The sequence below is a fragment of the Kribbella swartbergensis genome, assembly GCF_054784135.1.
In genome coordinates, this window is sequence record NZ_BAAGPM010000027.1 from 228,803 (window position 1) to 255,166 (window position 26,364).

Here is a 26,364-nt window from a genome sequence, read left to right on the forward strand (position 1 = left end):
ATCAACTGATCAGTTGGCGGAAGGCACGCTCGACCAGTTCGGGGTGTTCCATCTGGGCGACGTGCCCCGACTGCGGCAGGTAGAGCAGCCGCGCGTCCCGGAACGTCCGCTGCGCCTTGGTCCGGATCCGGGCGTCGACCAACCGGTCCCTGCCGCCGTACACCAGCAGCACCGGGCACTCGACCCGCGCCGCGTCGGCCCACAGCGACCGGCGCCGCGGCGCCAGCGACGACCGCAGGATGCTCCGGGCCCCTTGCACCGTCGCCAGCATCCCCCACGGGTCCGTGTCGCGGCGGCGCAACTCCGCCTCGTACGCCGCCTTCACCTCGGGCGGAAGCGAGCGCGGATCGCCGAACAGCAGTGTCAACGACGCCTGGAACCGCCGGTCGAACGGCAGCCGCCGGGTCTGCTCCAGCACCACCTGCCCCAGCCTGGGCGTGGCGACCGCCGCGAACCACACGGCGCTCGCGGAGGCGCGCGGATGGGGCAGTGCGGGCGAGATCAGCGTGAGGGACGCGACCAGATCCGGCCGGCGTGCGGCCAGGGCGACCGACGTGGCTCCACCCATCGAGTTCCCGAACAGATGCAACGGCCGGTCGAACTCCTGCTCCATCAGCTGGATCAGTACGTCGGCCTGCTCGTTGATCCCGGTGACGCCGGACAGCGGCGTACGCCCGAACCCGGGCAGGTCGGGCGCGATCCCGCGGATCGTGTCGTTGAGCAGGAGGCCCAACGCCGTCCAGTTCAGCGACGAGCCACCGAGCCCGTGCACGAACAATGCCGGCGGCAGCTCGGTCGCCGCGCCCGGAGCCTCCCTGACCAGCAGATCGACCCCCGCGACCCGCACCCGCCGGGCGGGCCATTCCTGCGCCCCGAGCCGGACCGCGCCACCGGTTACTGCCGCGTAACTCTCCACGCAACCCATGGTAGAACGCGGTCCCGGGCGACAGGCAGTCCGAAGGTTGGCCCGTTAGAACGCCCTGCTGGTGGAGACTGGGAGGCATGGCAGCCGCGCCGAAGCAACTGACCACCGAGGTCGATGGGCAGACGTTGAAGCTCACCAACCTCGGGAAGGTGCTGTACCCGCAGACCGGCTTCACCAAGGCCGAGGTGATCGACTACTACCACCAGGTCGCCACACTGCTGCTGCCACACCTGTCCGACCGTCCGCTGACCCGCAAGCGGTGGCCCGACGGCACCGAGGCGGCGTACTTCTTCGAGAAGAACGCCCCGAGAGGTACGCCGTCCTGGGTGCGGACGGTGACGCTGCCGACCCCCGGTAGCTCGACCGGCCGGGACGAGGCCGACTTCGTGGTGGCCGACGACGTACAGACCGTGGTGTGGCTGGCCAACCTGGCCGCACTCGAGTTGCACGTGCCGCAGTGGCGGATCGGCCTGTCGAACCACGGCAAGGATCCACAGGCCGACCTGATCGTGTTCGACCTCGACCCGGGTCCGGGAGCCACCATCGTCGAGTGCTGCGACGTGGCACTCGCACTGCGCGAGCTGCTGAGCCACTTCGGGCTCGAGGGCTGGCCGAAGACGTCGGGCAACAAGGGCATGCACTTGTACGTGCCGATCGAGCCGGCGTCGTCCAAGAAGACCAGTGCGTTCGCCAAGCAGCTTGCGGAGCAGCTGGCCGAGGCCCTGCCGGAGAACGTGACCGCCAACATGACAAAAGCGCTCCGTCCCGGCAAGGTGTTCATCGACTGGAGCCAGAACAACAGCGCCAAGACCACGCTCGCGCCGTACTCGCTGCGCGGCGCCGACGAGCCGCGGGTGTCGACACCGATCGACTGGGACGAGGTAGCGTCGGCCACCTCGCCGGAGGAGCTCAGGTTCCTGCCGCACGAGGTGCTGGCCCGGATCGAGGAGTACGGCGACGTGCTGGAAGGCCTGTACGACGACCCGAAGCCGCTACCGTCGTATCCGCTGTAACCGCTGCACACTGTTCGTGACCGTCGTACCCGAGAGGAGAGTCCGTCGCATGACCAGCGAGCCCGACTACGAGGGTCCAGGCTTCGACAGCGTCCCCGACGACGCCCCCGAGGCCGACGTACTGGAGCAACGCCTGAGCCCGGCCGCGGTGGACGGCCGCCCCGACGACTCCGGTGTACCGATCGAGGCCGACCCGGCCGACGTGGACGACCAGCGCCGCGACATCGGCGACGACGGCGAGGACGACTACCGCTGACCCGAGCGGACCAGTACGCCGGAACGGCGCCCGGTACCACGATGGAACGCCGACCGGCGGGGAAGCTACTGGCCGGGATGACCGCTGGGTAGGATTCGGGGAACGACCCGGCGGTCCAACCCGACCGCCGTGCCGCACCATCGAAGGAGCCGACGTGTCGACGACACCCGAGACCGCGCCCAAGCGCGGCAGCCGCCTGCCGCGGCTGGCCCGCCGCGCGCAACTGCTCGAGGCGGCCCAGGAGGTCTTCGTCGCGAACGGCTACCACGCCGCCGCGATGGACGACATCGCCGACCGCGCCGGCGTCTCCAAGCCGGTCCTGTACCAGCACTTCCCGGGCAAGCTCGAGCTGTACCTCGCACTGCTGGACACCTCCTGCGATGCGATCATCGCCTCGGTCCGGGACGCGCTGAAGTCGACCGACGACAACAAGCAGCGGGTCACGGCCACGATGCACGCGTTCTACGACTACGTGGCGAACGCGCAGGGCGCCTTCCGGCTGGTGTTCGAGTCGGACCTGACCAACGAGCCGGCCGTGCGGGAGCGGGTCGACCGGGTCACCCACGCCTGCGCCGAAGCGGTGTCCGAGGTGATCAGCGCGGACGCCGGCCTGAACCGCGAGCAGTCGATGGTCCTGGCCGTCAGTCTGGTCGGCATGGCCCAGGTCAGCGCCCGGTACTGGCTGGCCGCCGACAATCCGACCCTGCCGCAGGAGCACGCCGCCGACTTGGTCGCCTCGCTCGCCTGGCGCGGCATCGGCGGTTTCCCGCGCACCGAGAGCTGAGTCAGCCGGGTTCTGCTCTCGGCGGACGGGTGAGAGCCGACGGCGCCCAGCGGATAGGCTCGAACCGTCACCGGCGAGAGCCGCCGGTCGGAACGTGCCCGGAGGGTTTCGTGGAGGTCAAGATCGGCGTGCAGCACGCCAATCGTGAGTTGGTGCTGGAGAGCGAGCAGAGCCCGGACGAGGTCCAGGAGGCGGTCGCGCAGGCGCTGAGCAGCGGGACGGGGCTGTTGCAGCTGACCGACGAGAAGGGCCGCCGGGTGATCGTGCCCGCCGACCGGCTCGCGTACGTCGAGATCGGTGAGGTGTCGATTCGCAAGGTCGGATTCGGCGCGATCTGACCGACGTCCTCCTGACGCCGGGTTGCAATCCGGCGAAGCCTGATCGCAATGACGTTTGCGCGTGTCCGTCACCGGTAACCGTTCCGGTGCGGCGAGACAATCGTCACGCCGCGTGGACGCGGTCGTCACAAGGAGGAGCCAGCGTCATGGAAATCATCGGTGTGATCGTGGCCGGCATCATTATCGGCCTGCTCGGCAAGTTCGTCGCCCCAGGCGACAGGGACAACATCCCGCTGTGGCTCACCGTGCTGTGTGGCATCGGTGGTGTCCTGATCGGTTACTACGTGGCCGCGGCGCTCGGCGTCGAAGCCACCAGCGGGATCGACTGGATCCGCTGGATCGTCAGCATCATCGTCGCCGCGGTGCTCGTCGTCATTGCCGCTATGGTCACCGGACGAGGCAAGGCCCGCTCGGTCTGACCTCGCCTTTCGCCCGGCCGTCACCGCTGGTGGCGGCCGGTCGGCATGTCCGGAGCGGGGCCTCTTATGGCTGCAGGCCGAGGGCGGCGGTCATGTCACGGCTGCAGGCCGAGGGCGGTCATGCGGGCGGTGTGGGCCTCGGTGAGGCGGGTGAACATGCGGCCGATCGCGGCCAGGTCCAGGCCGGGGCGGTCGACGCTGCCGGCCAGCAAAGCGGCCAGCGAGTCGCGGTCGGCGGCGATCCGCTGCGCCTGGCTCAGGGCCTCACCCACCAGGCGGCGTCCCCACAGCGCCAGCCGGCCACCGACCTTCGGGTCCTCCTCGATCGCGGCCCGGACCCGGTCGACCACGAACTCGGCCTGCCCGGAGTCGGCGAACACCTCGAGCACCAGGGCCCTGGTCTCGGCGTCCACGAACGACGCGATCTCGCGGTAGAAGTCGTTCGCCAGGCCGTCCCCGACGTACGCCTTGACCAGGCCCTCCAGCCAGTCCGAGGGCGCGGTGTGGTCGTGGAACGCGTCCAGCGGGGTGACGAACGGCTGCATCGCCTCCATCGGGTCCACCCCGAGCGCGACCAGCCGGTCCCGCAACTGCACGAAGTGCCCGAACTCGGTCGTCGCCAGCGCGGCGAGCTCCGCCTTGTCGTTCAGCGTCGGCGCCAGCTTGGCGTCCTCGGCGATCCGCTCGAACGCGGTCAGCTCGCCGTACGCGAGCACTCCCAGCAGATCCACCGCCGCGGCCCGGTAGGCGGGATCATCAAAGGCCGTCTGCTCCATGCCCGGCACCCTATCTGGACCCGGCCCCGAGTGGCGTAAAGCACACTTCTTCCGCAGCTCTTCCCGACAGGATCGGAGGAGGGCGGGAAAGCGGGATGCCCGGCACCCGGTCCGACCGGCAGCAGAGAGTGGTGCAAACCACACGAGGCGGCGTTGACAGGTCTAGCGGTTACACTGGTGAGCGATTCGCCGGTGACGCGCCCAGACGGGCAAGCTGGTGCGAGGTGCTTGCACAGTGTCCCCGCGCCTCACGACGGGGTTGAAACACCCCTGGCGCCCGGCCCACTGAGCAACTGTCCGTACAAGCATGTGAGAGGCGATCAGCCTGACCACCTTCCGAGAGCTCGGGGTACTGCCCGAGATCTGTGACGCGCTCGACCGCGTCGGCATCGTGGAGCCGTTTCCGATCCAGGAGATGACGCTCCCAGTGGCCCTGATGGGCACCGACCTGATCGGCCAGGCCCGGACCGGGACCGGCAAGACGCTCGGCTTCGGCATCCCGCTGCTGCAGCGCACCATCTCCCCCGGCGAGCCCGACTACACCGAGCTCGCCGCCCCCGGCAAGCCGCAGGCGCTGGTCGTCACCCCGACCCGCGAGCTGACCATCCAGGTCGCCAAGGACCTGGAGACCGCCTCCACCGTCCGCACCGTCCGGATCCTGACCGTGTACGGCGGGGTCGCGTACGAACCGCAGCTGGACGCGCTGAAGAAGGGCGTCGACGTCGTCGTCGGTACGCCGGGACGCCTGCTGGACCTGGCGAACCGCGGTGTCCTGGACCTCAGCCACATCAAGGTGCTGGTGCTGGACGAGGCCGACGAGATGCTCGACCTCGGCTTCCTGCCGGACGTGGAACGCATCCTGCGCAAGACCCCCGAGCTGCGCCAGACCATGTTGTTCTCGGCAACGATGCCGTCGGCGGTGATCGGGCTGGCCCGCACCCACATGCGGCACCCGCTGAACATCCGGGCGGAGTCGCACGAGGACACCGAGATGGTGCCCACGACGGCGCAGTTCGTCTACCGGGCGCACGAGCTGGACAAGCCCGAGGTGCTGGCCCGGATCCTGCAGGCCGAGGACCGCGGCCGGGTGATGATCTTCTGCAAGACCAAGCGCGAGGCGTCGCGGCTGACCGACGACCTGCAGGACCGTGGGTTCAAGGCGGCCGCGATCCACGGCGACCTGAACCAGCAGGCCCGCGAGCGGGCGCTGATGCGGTTCCGCGGCGACAAGATCGACGTACTGATCTGCACCGACGTGGCTGCCCGCGGCATCGACGTCGAAGGCGTGACGCACGTCATCAACAACACCTGCCCCGAGGACGAGAAGGCCTACATCCACCGGATCGGCCGGACCGGCCGCGCGGGTGCGAGCGGCATCGCGATCACCTTCGTCGACTGGGCGGACCTGACCCGGTGGAAGACGATCAACAAGGCGCTCGACCTGCCGTACGACGAGCCGCAGGAGATCTACTCGACGTCGCCGGAGCTGTACCACGACCTGGGCATCCCGTCCGAGGCGAAGGGCCGGATCGCCCCGGCCCGCGAACCCCGGGAGGAGCGGCCCCAGCGCCGTACCGAGGAGAGCGGTGACCGGGCGACGCGGAAGCGGAGCCGGACCCGCAAGCGGTTGCGGGCGGGCCGGCCGGTCGAGGGCGAGGAGAAGTCGGAGGCCGACGTCACCACCAAGACGCAGGTGCCGCCGACTGAGGAGTCGTCCACCGAGGCCGCCGAGGCGCCCCGCGACCGCAAACCCCGCAAGCGCACCCGCACCCGCAAGTCCGCGGGCACCACTGACGCAACCGCCGACGCGGTAGTCGACGCGGTAGTCGACGCGGTCGACGCACCTGCTGATGACGCCGGCGCCGAGGCGGCGGAGTCGGCCGAGAAGCCGGCCAAGCGCACCCGGACCCGCAAGTCCGCGGCAGCTTCTGACGCCACGGCGACCGCTGACGTGGCAGTCGACGCGCCCGCTGGTGAAGCCCTCGCCGAGGCGGACGCTGAGCAGCAAGCCGAGAAGCCGGCCAAGCGCACCCGGACCCGGAAATCCACGACAGCTTCTGAGGCAACCGCCGACGCGGTAGTCGACGCGTCTGCTGGTGACGCCGTCGCCGAGGCGGCGGAGTCGGCCGAGAAGCCGGTCAAGCGGACCCGGGCGCGGACGCGCAAGACCGCGGAGTTCAAGGCCCCGGAATCCACGTCGTCCGAGCCCGAGGCCGCCGAGCCGAAGCGCGCGGAGCCGAAGGGCGCGAAGGCGAGTGTGCCGGAGCCACGGACGAGCCCGACTCTGCCGACGTTCACAGCGCCCGAGTGACCCGGCTGTCGCCTGACTGTGGCTGAAAGGTGATCTGAGCCTGCAACAGCCTGCCCCTCGGTTGCCGTCCAAGCGGTAACCACGAGAGAGGGGCATGGGTGATGAGGCGGATCAAGGGTTCCTCAGTCTGCGCAGTCGGGGTGGCGGTAGCGACGCTGGTGCTGCTGACCGGCTGCAGCGCCGGTGACGACAACAGCACCAGCGAGGCGGGGTCGGCGGCCGCGCCGGCCGACCGGCAGGGCACGGGAGCCGGTGAGGCGTCCGACGGCAAGGGCACCGGCAGCGCACCGCAGGCGCCGGACAAGCCCGGAGCCCAGCCGACCATCACGCGGGCGATCATCAAGACGGGGTCACTGACCGTCGAGACCGGCGACGTCAACAACGCACGGCAGAAGGCGATCACGGCGGTCACCAGCCTCCGGGGACAGGTCGCCTCGGAGGACACCGGCAGCGACGACAAGGGCAAGATCACCCGGGCGAACCTGGTCCTGAAGGTCCCGACCGCGTCGTACGAGACCGCGATCCAGCGGCTGTCCGAACTCGGCACGCGTTTGCAGATCCACCAGGAGTCCAGCGACGTCACCGAGCAGGTGGTCGACGTGGAGAGCCGGATCGCCTCCCAGCGCGCCAGCCTGGAACGGATGCGCACCCTGCTCGCCAGGGCGAACACAATCGGCGAGATCGTCTCCGTGGAGAACGAACTGACCCGGCGCGAGGCCGACCTGGAGTCGTTGCTGGCCAAGCAGAAGAACCTCGCCCTGCAGACCGAACTCGCCACCCTCACGCTCACCCTGACCGCGAAGGGCGAGCCGGCGGTGCGCACCGACCCGGACCGTGGGTTCGTGGCCGGCTTGAAGGGCGGCTGGGACGCGTTCACCACCACGTTCGCCGTGCTGGCAACCGCGCTCGGCGCGGTCCTGCCGTTCCTGGTGCTGCTCGCGCTGATCGTCGTACCGCTGTGGAGGTTCCGGCACCGCCTGCGTCGTCAGCCGGCGCTTGCCCCCTCGCAGGCTCCCGACAGCGGGCGGTAGGTCAGAGCAACGCGCCGGCCAGCGCCCGGTAGGCCTTCGCACCGGGCGAGGCCGGCGCCGTGTTCAGCACGGTCTCGCCGATCGCCGGCGCCTCCGCGAACCGGATCGACTTCGGGATCGCCGGCTCGAGCACGTCCAGCGAATACGTGTCGGCGATCGTCTCCAGTACGGCGCGCGCATGCGTCGTCCGCCCGTCGTACAGGGTCGGCAGGACCCCGAGCACGGTGAGTTCCGGGTTCGTCAGTCGCTGGACGTCGTGAATCGTGTCAAGTAGTTGCCCTACGCCACGATGTGCCAACGTCTCGCACTGCAACGGAATCAGTACGTCGGACGCCGCGGACAGCCCGTTCACCGTCAGGAGTCCGAGGGTCGGCGGGCAGTCCACGATGATCCAGTCATACGACGCTCGCAGTGGACGCAACGCGGTTCGCAGCACCTGCTCCGGACCGCTTTCCCGGGCGAGTTGCACCTCCGCGGTGGCCAACTCGATCGTCGCCGGCAGCAGGTCCGGCGCGTCGTCGAACTCCACCAGGACATCACGTGCCTTCACGCCGCCGAGCAGGACGTGGTGGATCGACTTGTCCAGGTCCTCCGGGTCGATTCCGACCGAGAAGGTCAGACAAGCCTGCGGGTCCAGGTCCACCAGCAGCACGCGTTGACCGCGCTCGGCCAGGGCAGCGCCGAGCGTCGCGACCGTGGTCGTCTTGGCCACGCCGCCTTTCTGGTTGGCAACCGCCATCGTGCGAGGCACCCGGCCATTGTGCCGCATTCCGGAACGCCGGAGCGCACCGCCGTCCGCGCGCCCGGCCTTGACCTCAACACTACTTTAACTTTCAGCATGGTCGGCATGACCGGAACGACAGTGTGCCCCGATCCCCCGACCCCAGACTGCGACGACGCCACCCTCGCCGGCCTGCCCTCGGTCGACCCGGTCCCGCTGCGCGCCGGCCAGCGGGAATGGCTCGGGCTGGCCGTGCTCGCCCTGCCGACCATGCTGATCGGCCTGGACGGCACCGTGCTGCATCTCGCGGCGCCGATCCTGAGCACCGACCTGGCGCCGAGCTCCTCCCAGTTGCTGTGGATCATCGACGTGTACGGCTTCGTGGTCGCCGGCCTGCTCGTCACCATGGGCACGGTCGGCGACCGGATCGGCCGTCGGCGGTTGCTGATGATCGGCGCCGCCGGCTTCCTGGCCGCATCCGTCCTGGCCGCGTTCGCCACCAGTGCCGAGATGCTGATCGCGGCGCGTGCGCTGCTCGGCCTGGCCGGTGCGACGCTGATGCCGTCGACGTTGTCGCTGCTCAGCAACATGTTCCGCGATCCCGGTCAGCGCCAGCTGGCGATCGCGATCTGGATGACCAACTTCATGATCGGCGGGATGGCCGGTCCGCTCATCGGCGGCATCCTGCTCGACCATTTCTGGTGGGGCTCGGTGTTCCTGATCGGCGTACCGCCGTTGATCGTGCTGCTGATCGCCGGTCCGCTCCTGCTGCCCGAGTTCCGGAACGCGCACGCCGGCCGGATCGACCTGGCCAGCGTCGTGCTCTCCACCGGCGCGATCGTCACGGTCGTGTACGCGATCAAGGAGACCGCGAAGGACGGTTTCCACCTGAGCAGCCTCGGAATCGCGGTGGCCGGTGTGCTGCTGGGCTGGGTTTTCGCGCGGCGGCAGTTGAGCCTCGCGGAGCCGCTGATCGATCTGCGGCTGTTCCGCCGGCCCGCGTTCAGCGCGTCGCTCGGGGCGCAGATGTTCGGCCTGTACGTGCTCGCGGCGATGCAGTTCCTGACCGTGCAGTACTTCCAGTTGGTGCTCGGCATGGCGCCGCTCGAGGCGGGACTGTGGATGCTCCCGATGATGGTGACCGGCATCATCGGCACGCTCGCTGCTCCGTGGGTCGTCCGCCACCTGCGGGCCGGTACGGCGATGACCCTCGGCTTCGCGGTCGCCGTACCAGGACTGGCTCTGATGGCTATGGCGGGACGTCTGCCGGTGGTGATCGGGCTGGCGATCGCCAGCTTCGGCATCCAGGTGGTGTTGGCCCTCACGTACGACGTCGTGGTGAGCAGTGCACCGCCAGAGCGGGCTGGTGTGGCGTCTGGGATGGGTGAGACCGGTACCGAGCTCGGTATGGCACTCGGGATCGCCATCGCCGGCAGCCTGGTCACAGCCGTCTACCGCGCCGGTGTCCCGGTCGACGCGCCAGAGTCTGCTCGAGACACGCTGGGTGGTGCAGTGGCGGCGGCTGAGAGTTTGCCCGGTCCTGTCGCGCGGCAACTGCTGGAGCTGGCTCGTGACGCCTACACGAACGGCGTCCAGCTGGCTGTGGTTGTGAGCGCAGCCATCGTGGTTGTGCTCGGCGTGGCCACGGCCACACTGGTCCGGACCGACTGAGCAGATACCCTCTTTACTTGTGAGTACGCCGCGTTCGCTGACGTTGCCCGACGGGGTTCGCCCTGCGACCCTTGAGACCGACCGAGGGTCCTTCGCCACCCTGATGGCCGTCCCGGACATCGGTACGCCGCTGGGCACGGTGCTGCTCGTCCCGGGGTGGACCGGCAGCAAGGAGGACTTCACGCCGCTGGTCGACCACCTGTGCCGCTACGGCTGGCGCACGGTCGCGGTCGACCAGCGCGGGCAGTACGAGACGCCTGGTCCTGCCGACCCGTCGGCGTACACGCTGGCGGAGCTTGGCGCGGACGTGGTCGCCATGAGCAAGGCCCTCGGCGGCTACAGCCAGCTGGTCGGGCACTCGTTCGGCGGTCTGGTCGCGCGGGAGGCAGTGCTCATCGACCCGTCGGTGTTCTCGACGATCAGCCTGATGTGTTCGGGCCCGTCGGCGTTCACCGACGAGGTGAAGCTGCAAGGCCTGCAGATGCTGGCCTACGGGCTGGACAATCTGCCGATCGAGCAGGTGTACGACCTGAAGCTGCAGCACGACAGCAGCGCGCCGGGGTACGTCGCACCGCCCGAGGAGATCGCCGCCTTCCTCCGGAAGCGCTTCACCGGCAACGTTCCGGTCAGCCTGGCCGAGATCACCCGGCGGTTGATCGACACCCACGACAAGACCGACCAGCTGGCGAAGACCGGCGTACGGGCGCAGGTCCTGTACGGCGAGGGCGACGACGGCTGGCCGATCGAGGTCCAGCGCGCCATGGCCGAGGCCCTGGGCGTGGAACCTCAGGTGATCCCGGAAGCCTTCCACTCCCCCGCCATCGAGCAGCCGGCCGCCACCGCCCGCCTCCTGGTCGAGTTCTTCCACGCCCGCTGAGTCACCTGACTGGCTTGACGGCAGCCTCGAGCTCGAAGTTCTCCAGGCCGGATGGCGTCAGCGCAGCCTTCAGCGCGTCGTCGTACACCAGGGCGGAGATGTTCACCTTGTCGACGACGCTGCCGACGCCGTAGCCGTAGACGCCGAGATTCTTCGGCATCTTGCTGCTGACCGTCGTCACGATTCGCTCCAGGTCGGCCTTGCTCAGCCTGACCGGGTGCACGCAGAGGTTGCCGTCGTACACCTTGGCGAACGCGCTCTTGAATGCTGCCGGATCGACATGCGCCACCCCAATCGTCAGCACCACCGGTTCGCCGGGGACGCGGCCTTTCGGGTAGAGGAGGCGCGGATTCCCGGCCTGGCTCGCGCGGGCAGCGAGGAAGTCGGCGGCGGGCTGGTCGATGTCGGCCACGCCGGATCTCCAGCCGCCCGCCGGTGCCGGGCAGGGCACCTCGTCCGGCACGATCGTCTGCTCCAACGTGGTCGTCCTCGTCTGCGGCACCGCTTGTTCCTGCACCTCTATCGTCCGGTCGGTCCAGGTCCCGGTCAGCACGGCGTAGCCGGTTCGCACACCCTTGATCGTCCGGGCGTCGTCGAGCCTGGACAGGTCGAGGCCCTTCAGCCTCACGGCGTACTGCGCCTCACAGGACGGCGCGGGCTCCTTGCCCGGCGGATAGCCGATCGCGAGCTTCGGCAGCGGCGGGCAGAACACCGGCTCCTTCCCGGGTACGGCGATCACCTGACCCGCCACCCGGACTCGGTCACCGTTGCGGACGAGCAGGTAGTCGTTCGGCGCCTGATTGCCTTGAGCAACCGAATGGGATGAGTCAGCGGTCGGAACCGGTTCGTTCTGACCGCCCGGCAGGACCGTGAGCGCGGCGGCGGCGATCGCGGCGACACTGGCGGCGGCCAGGGCCGGGACCCAGGCACGCGGGCGGCGGCGGCCGCCCAGCATGCGTTCCAGATCGGGCTCGGGCGCTGACGGCTGGTCCGCGCGCCACCGGGCGCCGGCCCGCGTCAGCAGGTCGTCGACCTCGTCGGTCGGGTTCATTCGCTGACCTCCAGCAGGGTGCGCAGGCGGGCCCGCGCATCGGACAGAGTGGACTTGACGGTGCCTTCGGAGCAGCCCATCACCGCGGCCGTGTCGGCGACCGACAGGTCCGCGAAGTAGTAACAGTCCACCGCGAGGCGTTGCCGTGCCGACAGTGAGGCGAGCGCGTGGTCGACGTCCATCCGGGCGTCCAGGTCGGGCCGCGACACCGGCCCGTCGTGGTCGTCCAGCTCCCCGGCCGGCCGCAGCCTCCGGGCCGCCTTCCGCGCCTGGTCCGCGGTGATCGCCAGCAGCCAGGCCGAGGCGGTCCCGCGCGCGGCGTCGTACTGACTCCGCTTGGACCACGCCCGCGCGAGCGCCTCCTGCACGATGTCGTCCCGGTCCGCCCCCACCGCGAGCCGCGCCGCCAACCGAGCCATCGCCGGCAGGTGCGGCCGCACCCATTCCGCGAACCCGGCCCCGTCCGCAGGCGGCCCCACCACCACCACCGGCTCGTCCGTCATCGTCGGCATACCCTGTCTACCCCCGAATCCCACTTCCGGTTGGGTCCTTACCCGATTCCAACGACCCCACCCACCCCAAGTCACACCCCACACTTATCCACAGATCCCCCGAACCCACCCCACACCCCCTCCCCAACTCACTACGGTCAAAGAACCAACCGACCTGGGGAGTACACATGCCGACCGGTCTGCACGACCTACCAGAGCCTGCCGACCTCCACGCCTGGCTGAGCACCACCCAGCGTCCCCTCGACTGGGGCGACCCGATTCCGACGAAAGCCGAGGTGGCTGCCGCGTACGGACCCAGCGCAACCGTTCAAAGCCTCGCGCTGCTGTCTCGGGCGGCTGCGGAGGAGCCGCGGCTGACCGACGACCTCCTGGCCTCGATCAGATCGGGAACGACCACCCACCAACTGGAGAACCGGCTGAAGTCACCGCAGTCACTCGCGCGGAAGATCCGGAAACTCGCCGGCACAGAGTTCGACAAGGTGCCGGTGGATGACGTCGTGCGCTACACGATCGTTGCACCTGAGCCGGACGATGTGGTGCCGACGTCAGTGGACGCCTGCGACGCGCTCACGGCGCGGGGCTGGACGATGAAGGGTGCTGTCCACTCATACGCCGACGGCAGTAGGTACAAGGGTCTGCATCTGATTCTGCAGAAACACGGACAGCGAGTCGAGGTGCAGATCCACTCCAACGAGTCGATCGACGTCAAGACCCGGACAACGCCGCTCTACCTGGTCGAGCGTGACCCGCATCAGCCACGGGAGAAGCGCGCGGAGGCCCGCAATGCAGCGATCGCATTGTCGGCTCAGATGAGGCAACCGGCGGGGATCGACGACCTCACCAGCCTCGGAGGAGTACCGGTGGAGGTCAGAGTTTACGGTAGGAGAGGCGGCCTACCGGCCGGACGTGGTGACGGAACCAGCGCCTCACCCGTGCAGCAATCTGCCCCGAACCAGTCAGTGGAACACAACCGGAAGAACGGGATGGCGAGATGACGAGGCTCTTTCTGGTCAGTCAGGGCGAGCGACGGGTCTGGGTGGCGGCCTTGGTGGACGAGGACGTCTGGACGTACGTCGGGAACACGGGGAAGTTCCACCGGAACGACGGGGTCCGGGACGACTACTTCATGAACAACGAAGCGCAGTACTCCGACATCGGAATCGCCGAAGCCAAGCGTCTGATCGCCGAAGGCGTGGGCCAGGTCGACGAGCAGAAGAACCCCGACGCGGTCCGGGACTGGCGCCACGACCCGGACGCCATGCACCCAGAAATCGTCTTCGCCTCCATGGCGGCCGATCTCGCCTGACCCGACAATGAACGACGCGGTCGAGTGGTCACGAGGCGGGAACATATCGCCTTGTCCAACCGAATGACGCAGCCGGCCGGAATCAACAAGCTCAAAGGACGGGGGCGGTGCGGCCGACGTCGTACAGCAGACACATCAGCCGGTCCGGGATCGGCGGAATGGGATGGCGAAATGACGCGGTTGTACCTGGTGAAGGATGGGGAGCGGGAGCTCTGGGTGGCGGCCTTGGTTGATGAGGATGTATGGACGTTCGTCGGGAACACCGGAAAGTTTCACCGCAACGAAGGTGCCCGGCATGACTACTACTTCCTGAACGAGTTGGAGTACGTCGAGATCGGGATCGCCGAGGCGCAGCGGTTGATCCGGGCAGGCGTCGGCACGGTGGACGAGCAGGAGTTCCCTGACTCGGCCCGGCGGTGGCGGGAAGACCCCCAGCCGATGGACGCCGACGTGGTCTTCGCCTCCATGGCGGCCGATCTCGCGTGAGGCTGTATCTGGTGAAGGAAGATGAGCGGCGGGTCTGGGTGGCGGCGTTGGTGCACGAGCGGATGTATGGGTATGTCGCCAATACCGGCAGGTTCCACGACGACGATGCCTTGCGCAACGACTGCCGGTCAGCGTGTGAGGTTTGAGGTGTAGAGCTGGGTGATTACGGATTCGATTGTGGGTTCGGCGATGGAGAGGTCTACGAGGGGGTAGTTGGCGGCGATTTCGGCCAGGAGGGGGGCTGCCTTGGTGGTGGTGGGGAAGGTCAGGTGCTGGCGGGGGCCGTCGACCTTGACGACGGTGGCGCCGTTGACGGTGATCGGCGGGAGTGACGTAGCGAGGTCGACGACGAGGGTCCGTGGGGCGGATTGGCTGTCTTTGAGGCGGTCCAGGGTGCCGTCGAAGATCTGGCGGCCGTGGTCGATGATCATCACCCGGGTGCAGAGGGCTTCGATGTCGTCGAGGTCGTGGGTGGTGAGGATGACGGTGGTACGGCGTTCCGCGTTGACCTGGGCCAGGAACTCACGCAGCCGCGCCTTGCTGATCACGTCGAGGCCGATCGTCGGCTCGTCGAGGTAGACGATCTCCGGGTCGTGCAGCAGCGCGGCCGCGATGTCGCCGCGCATGCGCTGGCCGAGTGACAGCTGGCGGACCGGTACGTCGAGCAGGTCGCCGAGGTCGAGCAGTTCGACGAAGTTCGCCAGGTTCTCCGCGTGCCGTGCTCGCGGGACGTCGTACATCTTCTGCAGTACGGCGAACGAGTCCTTCAACGGCAGGTCCCACCACAGCGTCGTACGCTGGCCGAAGACCACGCCGATCCGCTTGGCCAGCTTGAGCCGGTGGCGCGACGGATCCACACCGGCGACCCGGATCGAGCCGCCGCTCGGGACGAGGATGCCGGTGAGCATCTTGATCGTGGTCGACTTGCCGGCGCCGTTCGGCCCGATGTAGCCCACCACCTCCCCCGGCTCGACGGTGAACGACAGGTCGTCCACTGCGCGGACCTCGCGGCGGGTACGGCGGAACCCGGTCCGGGAGGTGACGGTGAACGCACGGGACACGTTGGACAACTCGATGACTGGCACGGGTTCAGCTCCCTGTACTGCGGTAACGACGAAGACCGCCCCGCCAGGCCAGTGACGCCAGCGCGACCATTGCGGCGGCGACGACCGGCGACAGCAGGCCGATCCAGGACGGCAGGCCCAACGGGGCCGGTTTCCCCAGCACGAACAACACCGGGTAGTAGTTGACGAAGGCAAGCGGTACGACGAAGGTGACGGCCCGGACGATGTCCTTGCCGAAGATGGTCAGCGGGTACTGCGTCAGCGTCTGGCCGCCGTAGGTGAACGCGCTGGCCACCTCGGCCGAGTCGACCGAGACGAACTGGAACGCCGCGCCGAGCACGAAGATCGAGCCGAAGATGATCGACCCGGTGACGATCGACACACCCAGCATGATGCCCTTGGCAACGGTCCAGTCGACGTCGACGTGGCCGAGAGCAACTGCGAGGACGAGGCCGGCCTGCAGCGGCCGGCCGATCCGGCGCAGGGCGAACTCGTCGGCGGCGGTCTGGATGAAGGCGGGCACCGGTCTGATCAGGTACACGTCGAGCGAACCGGTGCGGATCCGCTGCCCGATCCGCTCGATCGAGCCGGTGACCAGGTCGGCGAGCCCGAGGGTCAGCGAGGCCGTTGCGTAGAGCAACGCCATCTCCCCGAGCGTGAATCCGCCGAACGCGTCGATGTGGCTGAACATCAGCACGATCGCGGCGAAGTCCGTCGCCGTGATCATGACCCCGGTGAACAACATCAGCACGAACGACAGCGGGTAGGCCAGAGCCGACCGGATCCACATCACGACCAGCATCCAGTACTGCGCCGGGGCCCGGCGGAGCCGCTCAACCACCTTGGATCACCACCTTCCGGGTCGCGAACATCGTGGTGAGCTGGCAGACGAGCAGCAGCACCAGGATCCAGCCGAGCTGGAAGACCAGCGCGGACCCGATGCCGCCGGGATTGCGGCCGAGCCAGATGTCGATCGGCACCTGCAGGGTCGCGGCCCACGGTGTCGCCCGGGCGAACTCGCCGATCCAGCCGGGAAACACCACGAGCGGCAGGATCGTCCCGGAGAAGAACAGCGACAGCATCAGCGCCAGAGCCTCCATGCCGCGCGAGTCGATGATCCAGAACCCGGACAAGGCGACCAGGTAGCGGATGCCGAAGCTCACCAGGATGCCGAACGTCAGCCCGGCCGCGACCCCGAGCCAGGTGATCGCGCCGGAAGGAAACTTGAGGTCGAACACCAGCGCGCCGACGAGCAGCGGCGCGCCGCCGCGGACGAGCAACTGGAACATCGCCCGCCCGAAGTCGACCGACAGCCACCACAGCAGCAGGTGCGTCGGCCGGTACAGGTCGACCGCGATCTCGCCGCTGCGGACCCGCTCACCGAGTTCGATCGTGGTGGTGGCGCCGAAGATCCCGATCGGCATCAGCAGGCCCTGTTGCAACCACACGAAGGTCAAGGCGTCAGGTACGTCGTACCCGCCGAGACCCGGCCGCTCGTGCCACAGCGTCAGATAGACACCGCACAGGATGAACCCGAACACGGTGTTGGTGAACGCGCCGGACGCGGTGGCGATCCGGTACGTCGAGAACCGGCGGAACGACCGTACGCCGATCGCCCAGTAGACGCCCACGGCAACCTCCTCTCATCGCTTCGAGGTGGTGTCCGATCAGTCCCCAGCGGCACGCAGAACTGCCCCGGATCTGCAAAGACCCGGGGGGGGTTCGGACACCACTGTGACGGGCATGGCTGTCCACACCGTTGTCAAGGAAAGGATCGGACAGTACGACGCCCGGACCCCGCCCGTCAACTGGATTTCTCCCCGGGGCCGCTCCCCGCGGAACGAAACCGGCGACCGGCCCGGGGACGCAGGGACCACGCAGCCCTGCGCCCGGAAATCAGCTGGCGTCCTCCATGGCGACCGGCGCGGTGTCGTCCAGGCCTGCCCAGGGGTCGCGGGGTGGGGCCACGCGGCGGCCTTGGGGGCAGATGCGGGCGAAGTCGCACCAGCCGCACAGCGGTGACGGCTCCGGTGGGAAGACCTCATCCGCCTCCGCCGGGGTCAGACCCTCGTGCCAGCGCGCCTCGGCCGCAGCGGCGTCGTCCACGATCGACTCGGCCCGGCGCTGGTGCCGTGCCAGCGACGCGTCGTCATGGTCCGCGGCCGCGACCGTGTTGGTCGGCAGGTGGTGCAACTCGACCCGAGTGCACGGTTTGTGCAACACCCGGCGAGCGCCCAGCACGTACAGCGCCATCGCCAGCGACGACCGCGCGTCCGTCGAGGTCAGCGGCCGGCGACCGGTCTTGTAGTCGACGATCGCCAGCTCGCTGCCGCCGCTGCCGTCGCGCGCCGGCCGCTCGTCGATCCGGTCGACCCGGCCGCGCAGCGACGCCCGTTCGGTGGTGAAGGCAACGGTGCGCTCCACCCCGCGCGGCTCGTAGTACGGATCGGAGTCCCGGAGGTAGCCCAGCACCATCTCGGTCGACCGCTCGCGCCAGTCGATCGACTGCACCTCGTCGCGGAATCCCTCGCTCCGCCAGCTGGACCGCATCTTGGCGACCACTTCGTCCGGCGTCCGGCGGGAGGCCGGCCAGCGACCGAAGAAGTCGGCGAGCACCTCGTGGACGACCGCGCCGACCGTGTTGTGGGCCCACGGCGGCCCCTTCGGCGGCCGCGGCGTCTCGAGATAGGTGTAGCGGTACCTCCGCTTGCAGTCGGCGAAGGTGAGCAGTTTGGTCGGGGTCGCGACGAACAACCGCGTCGGCATCCCGGGCAGCATGTCGTCCATCAGCCCGCCCTGATGAAATCGGTGACCGCGTCTGCTACCAACTGTACGGCGATCGCGCTCAGCAGCAGACCGGCGATCCGGGTGACCAGGAGTACGCCGTTCTCGCCCAGGATCCGCATGATCACGCCGGAGAACCGCAGCGTCAGCCACATCACCAGGTGGATCACGACGATGCCGACCGAGATCGCCACCACATCCGGCAGCGAACCCTCCGCGCGCTGGACGAAGACCATCGTGGCGACGATCGCACCCGGTCCGGCGAGCAACGGCGTACCCAACGGAACGAAGGCGATGTTCACGTTCTTCGTCTGGACCGGATCCTCGGCGGTGTCGGTCAGCAACTGCAGCGCGATCAGCAGGAGCAGCAGACCGCCCGCGCACTGCAGCGCCGGCAGCGTGATGCCGAGGTGGTGCAGGATCTGCTGGCCGAAGGCCGCGAACACCACGATCACGCCGAACGCGACCAGCACCGCCTGCCACGCGGCCTTCGCCCGGACCGCCCGGGACTGACCCGCGGTGAGCGAGATGAACACCGGCACCGTCCCCGGCGGGTCCATGATCACGAACAACGTGACGACGACCTCGCTGAGCAACCCCAGGTTGATGACGCTGTTCACGGCAGGTAGACCTCGGGCACCCGGGCGTCCGAGGCCGCGGCCGCGTTCTCCTTCGCGACCTCGAGGAGGCGCTCGAACTGCTCCGGTTCGGTGGAGTTCACGCCCAGGTCGTGATCGATCTTGCCGACGCCGTGGTGGTCGCTGGAGCCGGTGAAGATGATGCCGAGATCCCGGGCGATCGCGCGCAACGCCGTCCGCGACTCCGGCGAGTGGTCCTGGTGGTCGACCTCGATCCCGGCCAGACCGTGGTCCTCGACCAGTTGGGCGATGGTGTCCGCGGTCATCACCTTGTAGCTGGACCGGCCCCACGGGTGGGCGATGATCGGTACGCCGCCGGCGGCGCGGACCAGCTCGATCGCGCGGCCCGGCTCGATCGCGTAGTGCGACACGTGGCCGGGTTTGCCGTCGGCGAGGAACCGGTCGAAGGCCTCGCTGCGGTTGGCGACCGTGCCGTTGGCGACCAGCGCGTCGGCCACGTGCGGCCGGCCGACGGACGGCGTACCGGTCGCCTGGGCGAGCACCTCGTCGACGGTCAGCGCCACGCCGAGGCCGTTCAGCCGGGCGACGATGGACGGGATCCGGTCGGTGCGGCCGTCCCGGACGATCCGCAACTCCTCGGCCAGGGCCGGGTACGACGGATCCAGCAGGTAGCCGAGCAGGTGGACGCTGATGCCGCGCAGTTTGCAGGAGATCTCGATCCCCGGGACGAACCCGATGCCGAGTTCCTCCGCGGCGCGCCGCCCGTCGGTCCACCCGTCGGCGGTGTCGTGATCGGTGAGCGCGATCACGTCCAGGCCGGCCCGCTTGGCGTGCGCCATCAGGACGTCCACCGGGTCGGTGCCGTCCGAGCGGTTCGAATGGGTGTGCAGGTCGATACGCACGAGCGGGGCCGGATCCCTTCCATGGACAACTGTCACCGCAGATGCTATCCGCGCCCACCCCCAGAACCCGCCCGTTGTCCCCAGGCAGGTCCGACGCGTCCGCGGCCCCGCGGTGGAACGCCTATCGTGTGGTGGCATGAATGCGCACCGCGTCGACTGCGTCGGGGCTCTCGTGTACGACGAACAGCACCGGCTGCTCCTGGTCCGCCGGGCCAACGAACCGAGTCGCGGCCTGTGGTCGCTGCCGGGCGGGCGGGTGGAGCCGGGTGAGGACGATCCGGCCGCGGTGGCCCGCGAGGTGGCGGAGGAGACCGGGCTCACGGTGAAGGTCGGCGAACTGGTCGGTGAGGTCGAACGCGAGGGCCCGAACGGTCAGCTCTACGTCATCCGCGACTACGCGGCGGAGCCGGTCGGCGGCACCCTCACGCCCGGCGACGACGCCACGGACGCGAAGTTCGTCAGCCGCGACGAGTTCGAGAACCTCCCGACCGCCGCCCTGCTCGCGTCCACGCTCGCCCAGTGGAACGCCCTCCCGGGGTAGCCGATGCGCGCGATCGAGGAGAACGCCGCCGAGCTGCTGATGGCGATGGGGGCCGCCGGGGGCGGAGAGCAGCGTGACGACAGCAGCGTGAGCTGGACAATCGGCGGCTCACCGATCGACTACCACAACGCCGTCGTCGCGGCCGACCTGACCGCTGACGAGGTCGACGCCACCATCGCCGAGTCGATCGAGTTGATGAGGCGGTACGGCGTACCGGGAAGCTGGCATGTGGGGCCGTCGATGCGTCCGGCGGAGCTGGGCAAGCGATTGCTCGACGCCGGGTTCACCCATGGCGGGAGCGAGCCGGGGATGGCGGTGAAGCTCGCGGAGTTGCACCAGCCGGCCGCAGTGCCTGGCCTGGAGATCATCCGGGTGGAGACCGGGGAGCAACTCGACGTCTGGGAGGCGACGCTCGGACGAGGGTTCGGCGAGGGCGAGAAGGAGGCTCGGTGGGTCGCGGAGGTCTACCGGCGGCTCGGGTACGGCGATCCGTGGCGGCACTACCTGGGAATGCTGAACGGTGAGCCGGTCGCGACCACCACGATCTTCCTCGGCGCCGGGGTGGCCGGCGTGTACTTCGTGATGACCGTCCCGGAGGCCCGCCGCCGCGGCATCGGCGCCGCGATCACGTACGGCGCGCTGCGGCAGGCCCGCGATGTCGAGTACGGCGTACTCGGCTCGTCACCGGCCGGGAAGTCCGTGTACGCCGGTCTCGGGTTCCGGGAGTACTGCACGATCCACCTCTACGAGTTCCACCGGTGAATGGCGGGTGAGCCTCGGTCCCAGCCGAGGACTGAGACGGTGGCGGTGTCGAGAACGAAGTGACGGCCCTCGGTGACGTCGAGCTCGAGCCAACGGGCGGTGAGCGCGCGGAGAGCGTGCGAGTGACCGAACACGAGCACGTCACCGGCTACGGCGGCGATGCGGGCGTTGACGCGGTCGAGCCGGGCGGCGACCTGGGCGGGGGTTTCGCCGTTGGGTACTGGATGCGCCCAGACCGTCCAGCCCGGCACGGTCTTGCGGATCTCCGCGGTGGTGATGCCTTCGTAGTCCCCGTAGTCCCATTCGATCAGGTCGTCGTCCACCTCGGCCTCCGGGAAGCCCGCGAGTTCCGCCGTCCGCCGGGCACGCTGCCGCGGTGACGTGAGGACCAGTTCGAACCTCTCCCCTGCCAGCCGCTCCTTCAGCGCAGCGGCCACGCGTTCACCGTCCGCGGTCAGCGGAAGGTCGGTGGTCGACGTGTGCCGGCCCGACCTGCTCCACTCGGTCTCGCCGTGCCGGACCAGGAACAGCTGGTCCTTTCGTTCGTGTGTGGTCACGCGCCCATCCTCGCAAAGAGAAATCGCATTGTCGCAGATCGGGCCCGAGCTCTTGACCAATCCGCCCCGGACAAGGCAGGGTCGAAAACTGTAAGCGCTTCCACTCCGACCCCCAGGAGCAAGCCGTGCCCTCCGGACCGACCGGCCGGCCGGCGACGATCTACGACGTCGCCGCCCGCGCGAAGCTGTCGATCGCGACGGTTTCCCGTGTCCTGCAAGGGACCGGGCCGGTGTCGGAGAAGGCGCGCGCCAGGGTCGACCAGGCGGCACGGGAGCTCAACTACGTCCCGCTGCGCGCCGCCCGCAGCCTCGCGGTCCAACGGCACGAGGCGCACGGACTCGTGCTGCCGGACCTGGCCGGCCCGTTCTACGGCGACCTGCTGATGGGGTACGAGCGCTGGGCCGGTGAACACGGCCAGAGCGTCATCATCACGGTCACGCACGGGAACCCCGATCCGAACCGCACGGTCCGTGACCTGGCCGGCCGGGTCGACGGGATCGTTGTCCACGGCAACGCTTTGGACCTGCCGACGATCCAGGGGTTGCGCAAGGCCGGCGTACCGCTGGTGCTGATCGCCCATCCGCCGGTCACGGGATGCGACTCGGTCCGGACTGAGAGCGCGGCGAGTGCCGAGCAGCTCACCACCCGGCTGCTCGATCACGGGCGGACCAATCTGCTCTTCGTCGGGGATCCGGCCAGCTCGTACGACGTGTCGGAGCGGTACGCCGGGTTCGCGAAAGCCCATGAGAAGCGTGGGCTTTCGGTGCCGAAGCCCGAGTGTGTCCCGCTCACCGAGGAAGCCGGACGGGCGGTCGCCGAGAAGGTGCTGCAAGCAACAACCCGCCCGCCCCGCGCTGCGCGCGGGTCGGGCGGGGAGAAGAAGAACGCGGCAGGCGCAGGTGTGACGGACGCGGGTGGGGCGCCGGGTGGACAGGCAAGGCAAGCGGGTGCGGGTCGGGCGTCGGGTGTGCACGCGAGGCAAGCGGGTGCCGGTGGGGCGTCGGGTGTGCACGCAAGGCAAGCGGGTGTGGGTGGGGCGTCGGGTGTGCACGCAAGGCAAGCGGGTGTGGGTGGGGCGTCGGGTGTGCACGCGCGGGGAGCGGGTGCGGGCGGAGGGGTGGTTGGGTCGGCCGGCGCTGGGTGGGGGCCGGATGGGTTGGTTTGTGGGAATGACGAGTTGGCGTTGGCGGCGGTGAGTGTCTTGCGGGAGAACGGCGTCGACGTACCTGGGGACATCGTGGTGACCGGGTGGGACGACGTGATGGCGGCGCGGTACGTGTCGCCGGGGTTGACGACGGTGCGGCAGCCGATGACCGAACTGGGCCGGCTGGCGGCACAACGACTTCACGAGCGGGTGACCGGGGAACGGACCCGCGCGCGCAACGACGTACTGGCAACACAAGTCGTGCTGCGGGACAGCTGCGGCACGGGCCCGCCTGACCGGGGTGGCGGGGTGGGCGACGAATGAGGCAGCTGCAGCAGGAACCGAGTGAGGAGACACAGATGATCACCCACAGCATCCGCCGCCGGCTGGTGATCGGCAGCGCTGCGATCACCGCCACAGCTCTCGCCTTGGCGGGGTGTGGCAGGTCGGAGGACACCCCCAGCGGGGGTTCACAGGCGACCACGACGGTCAGCGAAGGGCCGGCCACCGGCAACCTGACCGTCTGGGCGATGGGCACCGAGGGCGAGCACCTGCCCAAGCTGATGGAGCAGTTCCAGCAGGCCAACCCGGGCGCGAAGGTGACCGTCACCCCGATCCCGTGGGACTCGGCGCACAGCAAGTTCACCACCGCGATCACCGCGCAGACGCTGCCGGACGCCGCGATGGTCGGCACCACCTGGATGGGCGAGTTCGCCGACCTCGGCGCGCTCGACCCGACCCCGGAGGGCTTCGACAACGACAGCTTCTACCCCGGCGCGCTCGACACGACCAAGGTCGGCGGGACGCAGTACGGCGTTCCGTGGTACGTCGAGACGCGGTTGGTGTACTACCGCAAGGATCTGGCCGCGAAGGCCGGGATCACCGAGCCGCCGAAGGACTGGGACGGTCTGAAGGCGATGGCGAAGGCGATGAAGGAGAAGGCCGGCGCGAAGTACGGGATCAACCTGCAGCCGGGTGGCAGTGGCTCATGGCAGACGGTGATGCCGTTCGCGTGGTCCGCCGGGGCGAACATCACCGACGGGGACCAGAAGCAGTTCACCTTCGACACGCCGGAGATGCAGGAGGGGCTGCAGTACTACCAGAGCTTCTTCACCGAGAAGCTGGCCGGCAGCGACCTGCCGCCGAACCAGACCGAGGCGCAGTTCGTCAACGGTCAGGTGCCGATGTTCATCTCCGGGCCGTGGATGGCCGGGTCGGTGGCGAAGGTCGGCGGGGACGCGATCAAGCCGAACATCGGTGTGTTCCAGATCCCGGAGAACAAGACCTCCACGTCGTTCGTCGGCGGGTCGAACTTCGTCGTGTTCAAGACCTCGAAGAACAAGGACAGCGCCTGGAAGCTGGTGAAGTTCCTCTCCGACCCGAAGACGCAGGCCGCCTGGTTCAAGATGTCGTCCGACCTGCCCGCGGTGAAGAGCGCGTGGGAGGACCCGAGCATCGCTTCCGATCCGCTGCTGCCGGTGTTCGGCAAGCAACTCGAGTCGGCCAAGGCGCCGCCGGCGATCGTGAACTGGGAGCAGGTCGCGACCGCGTTCGACACCGAGATCGAGAAGATGGTCAAGGCCGGCCAGTCCCCCGCCGACACCGCCAAAGCCATCCAAACCAAGGCCTCGTCGATCGGCACCGGCGGTAGCTGATGAGCTCCGAGGAGACCGCCGGGCCGCCCGGCCTGCGGCCGGGTGGCCCGGCGGAGGTGAGAGCCGGGGCGGAGACCGGGCGAGAAACCCGGTCGGCGACCGGAACCCGAACCGGGCCGGAGGCCCGCACCGGCGGGTCGGCGCACCGCCCGCCTCGCCGGAAGGCCTCGGCCGGGTCGCCGCGGCGAGCCAGCCTCGATCATCAGACCGGTACTGCGTGGGTTTTGGTGTTGCCGTTTGCGGTGTTGTTTTTGGGGTTCACGGCGGGGCCGGTGCTTGGGTCGTTGGTGACGAGTTTCACCGATATGCGGCAGCGGGACCTGCGGACGCCGTTCGCCGTGAACCCGGTCGGGTTCGAGAACTACCTGCGGGCTCTGCAGGACGAGACGTTCCGGAAGGCGGCTTTCAACACGGCGTACTTCGTGATCGTCGGCGTACCGCTGACACTGGTCGTGGCACTGGCCGCGGCGGTGCTGCTGGACCGCGGGATCAAGAGGTTCCAGAGCCTGTTCAAGGTGGCCTACTACCTGCCGGTGGTGACGTCGATCGTCGCGATCGCGGTGATCTGGCGGTTCGTGCTGTCACCGGACGCCGGGCTGCTGAACACCGTGCTCGGCTGGTTCGGCATCGACGGGCCGAACTGGCTGGCGTCGAAGACGTGGGCGATGCCGTCGCTGATCGCGATGGCGGTCTGGCGGAACTTCGGATCCGCGATGATCATCTTCCTGGCCGGCCTGCAGGGCATCCCGCAGTCCGTCGAGGAGGCCGGCCAGATCGACGGTGCCGGCCCGTGGCAACGGTTCCGGTACCTGATTCTGCCGCTGCTGCGGCCGACCGTCCTGTTCACCAGCGTGACCACGGGGATCGGCTACCTGCAGTTCTTCGAGGAGCCGTTCGTGATGACCCAGGGCGGTCCGCTGAACAGCACGCTGTCGGTGTCGATGTACACCTACCAGCAGTTCGGGTTCGGCAACTACGGCCTGGCCACGTCGATGGCCTACCTGCTGTTCGTCGTGATCGCGGTCATCACGTTCATCCAGTTCCGGGTGCTGAGGGAGAAGTGATGCGCCGTACCTGGTGGATCTACCTGATCGGAGTGGCCGGCCTGATCGCCGTCGCGGCGCCGTTCGTCTGGATGGTGCTCGGCAGCTTCAAGACCCAGGGCGAACTGCTCCGGGTCCCGCCGACCTGGTTGCCGCAGGCACCGACCACGCAGAACTACGACGACCTGTTCGGCAAGGCCAACTTCCCGCGCTACTTCCTCAACTCGACGGTCGTCGCGCTGGTGGTGACGGCCGGGAACCTGACCTTCTGCTCGATGATCGGCTACGCGCTGGCCAAGCTCCGGTTCAAGGGCCGCAACGCCTTGTTCGTGCTGGTGATGGCCACCTTGATGGTCCCCGGCATGGTCACGTTCGTGCCGTTGTTCGTCCTCGTCACCAACGCCGGGCTGGCGAACAGCTATCCCGGCCTGATCCTGCCGTTCCTGGTCTCGCCGTTCGGCGTGTTCCTGATGCGGCAGTTCTTCCTCGGGCTGCCGGACGACCTGATAGACGCCGGCCGGGTGGACGGCAGCAGCGAACTGGGCATCTTCGCCCGGATCATGCTGCCGCTGACCAAGCCGGCGCTGGCCACGCTCGGCATCCTGACCTTCCTCGGTTCCTGGAACAACTTCCTGTGGCCGCTGGTGATCGCCCAGACCGAGGACAAGTACACCCTTCCCGTCGCCCTGGCGCTGTACTCGACCGGCCAGAACGCGCAGAACTTCGGCCTGCTGATGGCCGGCGCGGTCGTGGTCGTCCTTCCGGTGCTGGTGATCTTCCTGGCCTTCCAGCGCCACGTCACCCGGGGCATCGCGATCACAGGCCTCAAATAACC

Annotated in this window: 30 protein-coding genes; 18 read left to right on the plus strand and 12 right to left on the minus strand. The window is 68.9% G+C overall.

Annotated features, from left to right (window positions below):
- Position 1 precedes the first annotated feature (1 nt).
- Entirely contained in the window at positions 2-916 is a 915-nt protein-coding gene (locus tag ACYVOK_RS27175) for an alpha/beta fold hydrolase (protein WP_460665380.1), read from the minus strand.
- A gap of 86 nt (positions 917-1,002) precedes the next feature.
- Between ACYVOK_RS27175 and ligD the strand changes: the two genes are divergently transcribed.
- From ligD to ACYVOK_RS27200, 5 genes are all read left to right on the plus strand, one after another.
- On the plus strand, positions 1,003-1,938 hold the full coding sequence (ligD, locus tag ACYVOK_RS27180) for a non-homologous end-joining DNA ligase (protein ID WP_460665381.1): 936 nt from the start codon (positions 1,003-1,005) through the stop codon (positions 1,936-1,938).
- 49 nt (positions 1,939-1,987) lie between these two features.
- On the plus strand, positions 1,988-2,194 hold the full coding sequence (locus ACYVOK_RS27185) for a hypothetical protein (RefSeq protein WP_460665382.1): 207 nt from the start codon (positions 1,988-1,990) through the stop codon (positions 2,192-2,194).
- A gap of 154 nt (positions 2,195-2,348) precedes the next feature.
- Complete coding sequence (locus tag ACYVOK_RS27190) at positions 2,349-2,978, plus strand: TetR/AcrR family transcriptional regulator (RefSeq protein WP_460665383.1); 630 nt, start codon at positions 2,349-2,351, stop codon at positions 2,976-2,978.
- Between the two features lie 110 nt (positions 2,979-3,088).
- Positions 3,089-3,316, plus strand: coding sequence for a DUF3107 domain-containing protein (locus tag ACYVOK_RS27195; RefSeq protein ID WP_460665384.1), 228 nt, complete (start codon positions 3,089-3,091; stop codon positions 3,314-3,316).
- Between the two features lie 146 nt (positions 3,317-3,462).
- Complete coding sequence (locus ACYVOK_RS27200; protein ID WP_460665385.1) at positions 3,463-3,735, plus strand: GlsB/YeaQ/YmgE family stress response membrane protein; 273 nt, start codon at positions 3,463-3,465, stop codon at positions 3,733-3,735.
- Between the two features lie 95 nt (positions 3,736-3,830).
- Here the strand turns inward: ACYVOK_RS27200 and ACYVOK_RS27205 are convergent, their stop codons facing one another.
- On the minus strand, positions 3,831-4,511 hold the full coding sequence (locus ACYVOK_RS27205) for a ferritin-like fold-containing protein (RefSeq protein WP_460665386.1): 681 nt from the start codon (positions 4,509-4,511) through the stop codon (positions 3,831-3,833).
- Between the two features lie 415 nt (positions 4,512-4,926).
- Between ACYVOK_RS27205 and ACYVOK_RS27210 the strand changes: the two genes are divergently transcribed.
- Positions 4,927-6,822, plus strand: coding sequence for a DEAD/DEAH box helicase (locus tag ACYVOK_RS27210; protein WP_460665387.1), 1,896 nt, complete (start codon positions 4,927-4,929; stop codon positions 6,820-6,822).
- 140 nt (positions 6,823-6,962) lie between these two features.
- Positions 6,963-7,853 carry a DUF4349 domain-containing protein gene (locus ACYVOK_RS27215; RefSeq protein WP_460665388.1) on the plus strand — a complete coding sequence of 297 codons (891 nt, stop codon included), beginning with the start codon at positions 6,963-6,965 and terminating at the stop codon, positions 7,851-7,853.
- 1 nt (position 7,854) lies between these two features.
- On the opposite strand, the gene ACYVOK_RS27220 is transcribed toward ACYVOK_RS27215, so the two are convergent.
- A complete protein-coding gene (locus ACYVOK_RS27220; RefSeq protein WP_460665389.1) occupies positions 7,855-8,604 on the minus strand; it encodes a ParA family protein in 750 nt (249 codons plus the stop codon).
- 96 nt (positions 8,605-8,700) lie between these two features.
- On the opposite strand from ACYVOK_RS27220, the gene ACYVOK_RS27225 reads away from it, so the two are divergent.
- Together ACYVOK_RS27225 and ACYVOK_RS27230 are read left to right on the plus strand one after the other, a co-directional pair.
- Positions 8,701-10,245 carry an MFS transporter gene (locus tag ACYVOK_RS27225; protein WP_460665390.1) on the plus strand — a complete coding sequence of 515 codons (1,545 nt, stop codon included), beginning with the start codon at positions 8,701-8,703 and terminating at the stop codon, positions 10,243-10,245.
- Between the two features lie 19 nt (positions 10,246-10,264).
- Positions 10,265-11,122 carry an alpha/beta fold hydrolase gene (locus tag ACYVOK_RS27230; protein ID WP_460665391.1) on the plus strand — a complete coding sequence of 286 codons (858 nt, stop codon included), beginning with the start codon at positions 10,265-10,267 and terminating at the stop codon, positions 11,120-11,122.
- 1 nt (position 11,123) lies between these two features.
- Here the strand turns inward: ACYVOK_RS27230 and ACYVOK_RS27235 are convergent, their stop codons facing one another.
- Together ACYVOK_RS27235 and ACYVOK_RS27240 are read right to left on the minus strand one after the other, a co-directional pair.
- Positions 11,124-12,173 carry a hypothetical protein gene (locus ACYVOK_RS27235; RefSeq protein ID WP_460665392.1) on the minus strand — a complete coding sequence of 350 codons (1,050 nt, stop codon included), beginning with the start codon at positions 12,171-12,173 and terminating at the stop codon, positions 11,124-11,126.
- Positions 12,170-12,685, minus strand: a complete 516-nt coding sequence (locus tag ACYVOK_RS27240; protein ID WP_460665393.1) for an RNA polymerase sigma factor — start codon at positions 12,683-12,685, stop codon at positions 12,170-12,172. The genes ACYVOK_RS27235 and ACYVOK_RS27240 overlap by 4 nt, the downstream gene beginning before the upstream one ends.
- 275 nt (positions 12,686-12,960) lie before the next feature.
- Here ACYVOK_RS27240 and ACYVOK_RS27245 point away from each other — a divergent pair, with 275 nt between their 5' ends.
- From ACYVOK_RS27245 to ACYVOK_RS27255, 3 genes are all read left to right on the plus strand, one after another.
- On the plus strand, positions 12,961-13,680 hold the full coding sequence (locus tag ACYVOK_RS27245; protein ID WP_460665394.1) for a hypothetical protein: 720 nt from the start codon (positions 12,961-12,963) through the stop codon (positions 13,678-13,680).
- Complete coding sequence (locus ACYVOK_RS27250) at positions 13,677-13,991, plus strand: hypothetical protein (protein WP_460665395.1); 315 nt, start codon at positions 13,677-13,679, stop codon at positions 13,989-13,991. Before ACYVOK_RS27245 ends, ACYVOK_RS27250 begins: the two co-directional genes overlap by 4 nt.
- Before the next feature lie 171 nt (positions 13,992-14,162).
- Positions 14,163-14,477: a hypothetical protein gene (locus ACYVOK_RS27255; protein ID WP_460665396.1), complete on the plus strand. Its 315-nt coding sequence runs from the start codon at positions 14,163-14,165 to the stop codon at positions 14,475-14,477.
- A 128-nt stretch (positions 14,478-14,605) separates the two neighbouring features.
- Here ACYVOK_RS27255 and ACYVOK_RS27260 read toward each other — a convergent pair whose 3' ends face one another.
- The 6 genes from ACYVOK_RS27260 to ACYVOK_RS27285 all read right to left on the minus strand — a co-directional run bounded on the left by ACYVOK_RS27260 (position 14,606) and on the right by ACYVOK_RS27285 (position 19,826).
- Entirely contained in the window at positions 14,606-15,562 is a 957-nt protein-coding gene (locus tag ACYVOK_RS27260; protein ID WP_460665397.1) for an ABC transporter ATP-binding protein, read from the minus strand.
- Positions 15,563-15,566: 4 nt separating this feature from the next.
- Positions 15,567-16,382 (minus strand): ABC transporter permease, encoded by an 816-nt coding sequence (locus tag ACYVOK_RS27265; RefSeq protein ID WP_460665398.1) that lies wholly within the window; start codon positions 16,380-16,382, stop codon positions 15,567-15,569.
- Positions 16,375-17,172 (minus strand): ABC transporter permease, encoded by a 798-nt coding sequence (locus ACYVOK_RS27270; protein ID WP_460665399.1) that lies wholly within the window; start codon positions 17,170-17,172, stop codon positions 16,375-16,377. The genes ACYVOK_RS27265 and ACYVOK_RS27270 overlap by 8 nt, the downstream gene beginning before the upstream one ends.
- Before the next feature lie 265 nt (positions 17,173-17,437).
- Complete coding sequence (locus ACYVOK_RS27275; protein ID WP_460665400.1) at positions 17,438-18,328, minus strand: RecB family exonuclease; 891 nt, start codon at positions 18,326-18,328, stop codon at positions 17,438-17,440.
- Positions 18,328-18,945: a MarC family protein gene (locus ACYVOK_RS27280; protein WP_460665401.1), complete on the minus strand. Its 618-nt coding sequence runs from the start codon at positions 18,943-18,945 to the stop codon at positions 18,328-18,330. The genes ACYVOK_RS27275 and ACYVOK_RS27280 overlap by 1 nt, the downstream gene beginning before the upstream one ends.
- On the minus strand, positions 18,942-19,826 hold the full coding sequence (locus ACYVOK_RS27285; RefSeq protein WP_460665402.1) for a PHP domain-containing protein: 885 nt from the start codon (positions 19,824-19,826) through the stop codon (positions 18,942-18,944). The genes ACYVOK_RS27280 and ACYVOK_RS27285 overlap by 4 nt, the downstream gene beginning before the upstream one ends.
- 136 nt (positions 19,827-19,962) lie before the next feature.
- On the opposite strand from ACYVOK_RS27285, the gene ACYVOK_RS27290 reads away from it, so the two are divergent.
- Together ACYVOK_RS27290 and ACYVOK_RS27295 are read left to right on the plus strand one after the other, a co-directional pair.
- Complete coding sequence (locus tag ACYVOK_RS27290; RefSeq protein WP_460665403.1) at positions 19,963-20,367, plus strand: NUDIX hydrolase; 405 nt, start codon at positions 19,963-19,965, stop codon at positions 20,365-20,367.
- A gap of 3 nt (positions 20,368-20,370) precedes the next feature.
- Complete coding sequence (locus tag ACYVOK_RS27295; protein ID WP_460665404.1) at positions 20,371-21,129, plus strand: GNAT family N-acetyltransferase; 759 nt, start codon at positions 20,371-20,373, stop codon at positions 21,127-21,129.
- Here ACYVOK_RS27295 and ACYVOK_RS27300 read toward each other — a convergent pair.
- Positions 21,111-21,686, minus strand: a complete 576-nt coding sequence (locus ACYVOK_RS27300; protein WP_460665405.1) for a histidine phosphatase family protein — start codon at positions 21,684-21,686, stop codon at positions 21,111-21,113. The two genes, ACYVOK_RS27295 and ACYVOK_RS27300, sit on opposite strands and share 19 nt — an antisense overlap.
- A 125-nt stretch (positions 21,687-21,811) precedes the next feature.
- On the opposite strand from ACYVOK_RS27300, the gene ACYVOK_RS27305 reads away from it, so the two are divergent.
- The 4 genes from ACYVOK_RS27305 (at position 21,812) to ACYVOK_RS27320 (ending at position 26,362) form a co-directional block, all read left to right on the plus strand.
- Positions 21,812-23,155, plus strand: coding sequence for a LacI family DNA-binding transcriptional regulator (locus ACYVOK_RS27305; RefSeq protein WP_460665406.1), 1,344 nt, complete (start codon positions 21,812-21,814; stop codon positions 23,153-23,155).
- Positions 23,156-23,190: 35 nt separating this feature from the next.
- Positions 23,191-24,486 (plus strand): sugar ABC transporter substrate-binding protein, encoded by a 1,296-nt coding sequence (locus ACYVOK_RS27310; protein ID WP_460665407.1) that lies wholly within the window; start codon positions 23,191-23,193, stop codon positions 24,484-24,486.
- A gap of 305 nt (positions 24,487-24,791) precedes the next feature.
- Complete coding sequence (locus ACYVOK_RS27315) at positions 24,792-25,550, plus strand: carbohydrate ABC transporter permease (RefSeq protein ID WP_460665408.1); 759 nt, start codon at positions 24,792-24,794, stop codon at positions 25,548-25,550.
- Positions 25,550-26,362 (plus strand): carbohydrate ABC transporter permease, encoded by an 813-nt coding sequence (locus tag ACYVOK_RS27320; RefSeq protein ID WP_460665409.1) that lies wholly within the window; start codon positions 25,550-25,552, stop codon positions 26,360-26,362. Before ACYVOK_RS27315 ends, ACYVOK_RS27320 begins: the two co-directional genes overlap by 1 nt.
- The last annotated feature ends 2 nt before the right edge of the window (positions 26,363-26,364 follow it).

Coding starts and splice junctions, on each gene's coding strand:
- ligD (WP_460665381.1), top strand. CDS start 1,003: ATGGCAGCCGCGCCGAAGCAACTGACCACCGAGGTCGATGGGCAGACG.
- ACYVOK_RS27185 (WP_460665382.1), top strand. CDS start 1,988: ATGACCAGCGAGCCCGACTACGAGGGTCCAGGCTTCGACAGCGTCCCC.
- ACYVOK_RS27200 (WP_460665385.1), top strand. CDS start 3,463: ATGGAAATCATCGGTGTGATCGTGGCCGGCATCATTATCGGCCTGCTC.
- ACYVOK_RS27205 (WP_460665386.1), bottom strand. CDS start 4,511: ATGGAGCAGACGGCCTTTGATGATCCCGCCTACCGGGCCGCGGCGGTG.
- ACYVOK_RS27210 (WP_460665387.1), top strand. CDS start 4,927: ATGACGCTCCCAGTGGCCCTGATGGGCACCGACCTGATCGGCCAGGCC.
- ACYVOK_RS27225 (WP_460665390.1), top strand. CDS start 8,701: ATGACCGGAACGACAGTGTGCCCCGATCCCCCGACCCCAGACTGCGAC.
- ACYVOK_RS27235 (WP_460665392.1), bottom strand. CDS start 12,173: ATGAACCCGACCGACGAGGTCGACGACCTGCTGACGCGGGCCGGCGCC.
- ACYVOK_RS27240 (WP_460665393.1), bottom strand. CDS start 12,685: ATGCCGACGATGACGGACGAGCCGGTGGTGGTGGTGGGGCCGCCTGCG.
- ACYVOK_RS27250 (WP_460665395.1), top strand. CDS start 13,677: ATGACGAGGCTCTTTCTGGTCAGTCAGGGCGAGCGACGGGTCTGGGTG.
- ACYVOK_RS27255 (WP_460665396.1), top strand. CDS start 14,163: ATGACGCGGTTGTACCTGGTGAAGGATGGGGAGCGGGAGCTCTGGGTG.
- ACYVOK_RS27275 (WP_460665400.1), bottom strand. CDS start 18,328: ATGGACGACATGCTGCCCGGGATGCCGACGCGGTTGTTCGTCGCGACC.
- ACYVOK_RS27290 (WP_460665403.1), top strand. CDS start 19,963: ATGAATGCGCACCGCGTCGACTGCGTCGGGGCTCTCGTGTACGACGAA.
- ACYVOK_RS27295 (WP_460665404.1), top strand. CDS start 20,371: ATGCGCGCGATCGAGGAGAACGCCGCCGAGCTGCTGATGGCGATGGGG.
- ACYVOK_RS27310 (WP_460665407.1), top strand. CDS start 23,191: ATGATCACCCACAGCATCCGCCGCCGGCTGGTGATCGGCAGCGCTGCG.
- ACYVOK_RS27315 (WP_460665408.1), top strand. CDS start 24,792: ATGCGGCAGCGGGACCTGCGGACGCCGTTCGCCGTGAACCCGGTCGGG.
- ACYVOK_RS27320 (WP_460665409.1), top strand. CDS start 25,550: ATGCGCCGTACCTGGTGGATCTACCTGATCGGAGTGGCCGGCCTGATC.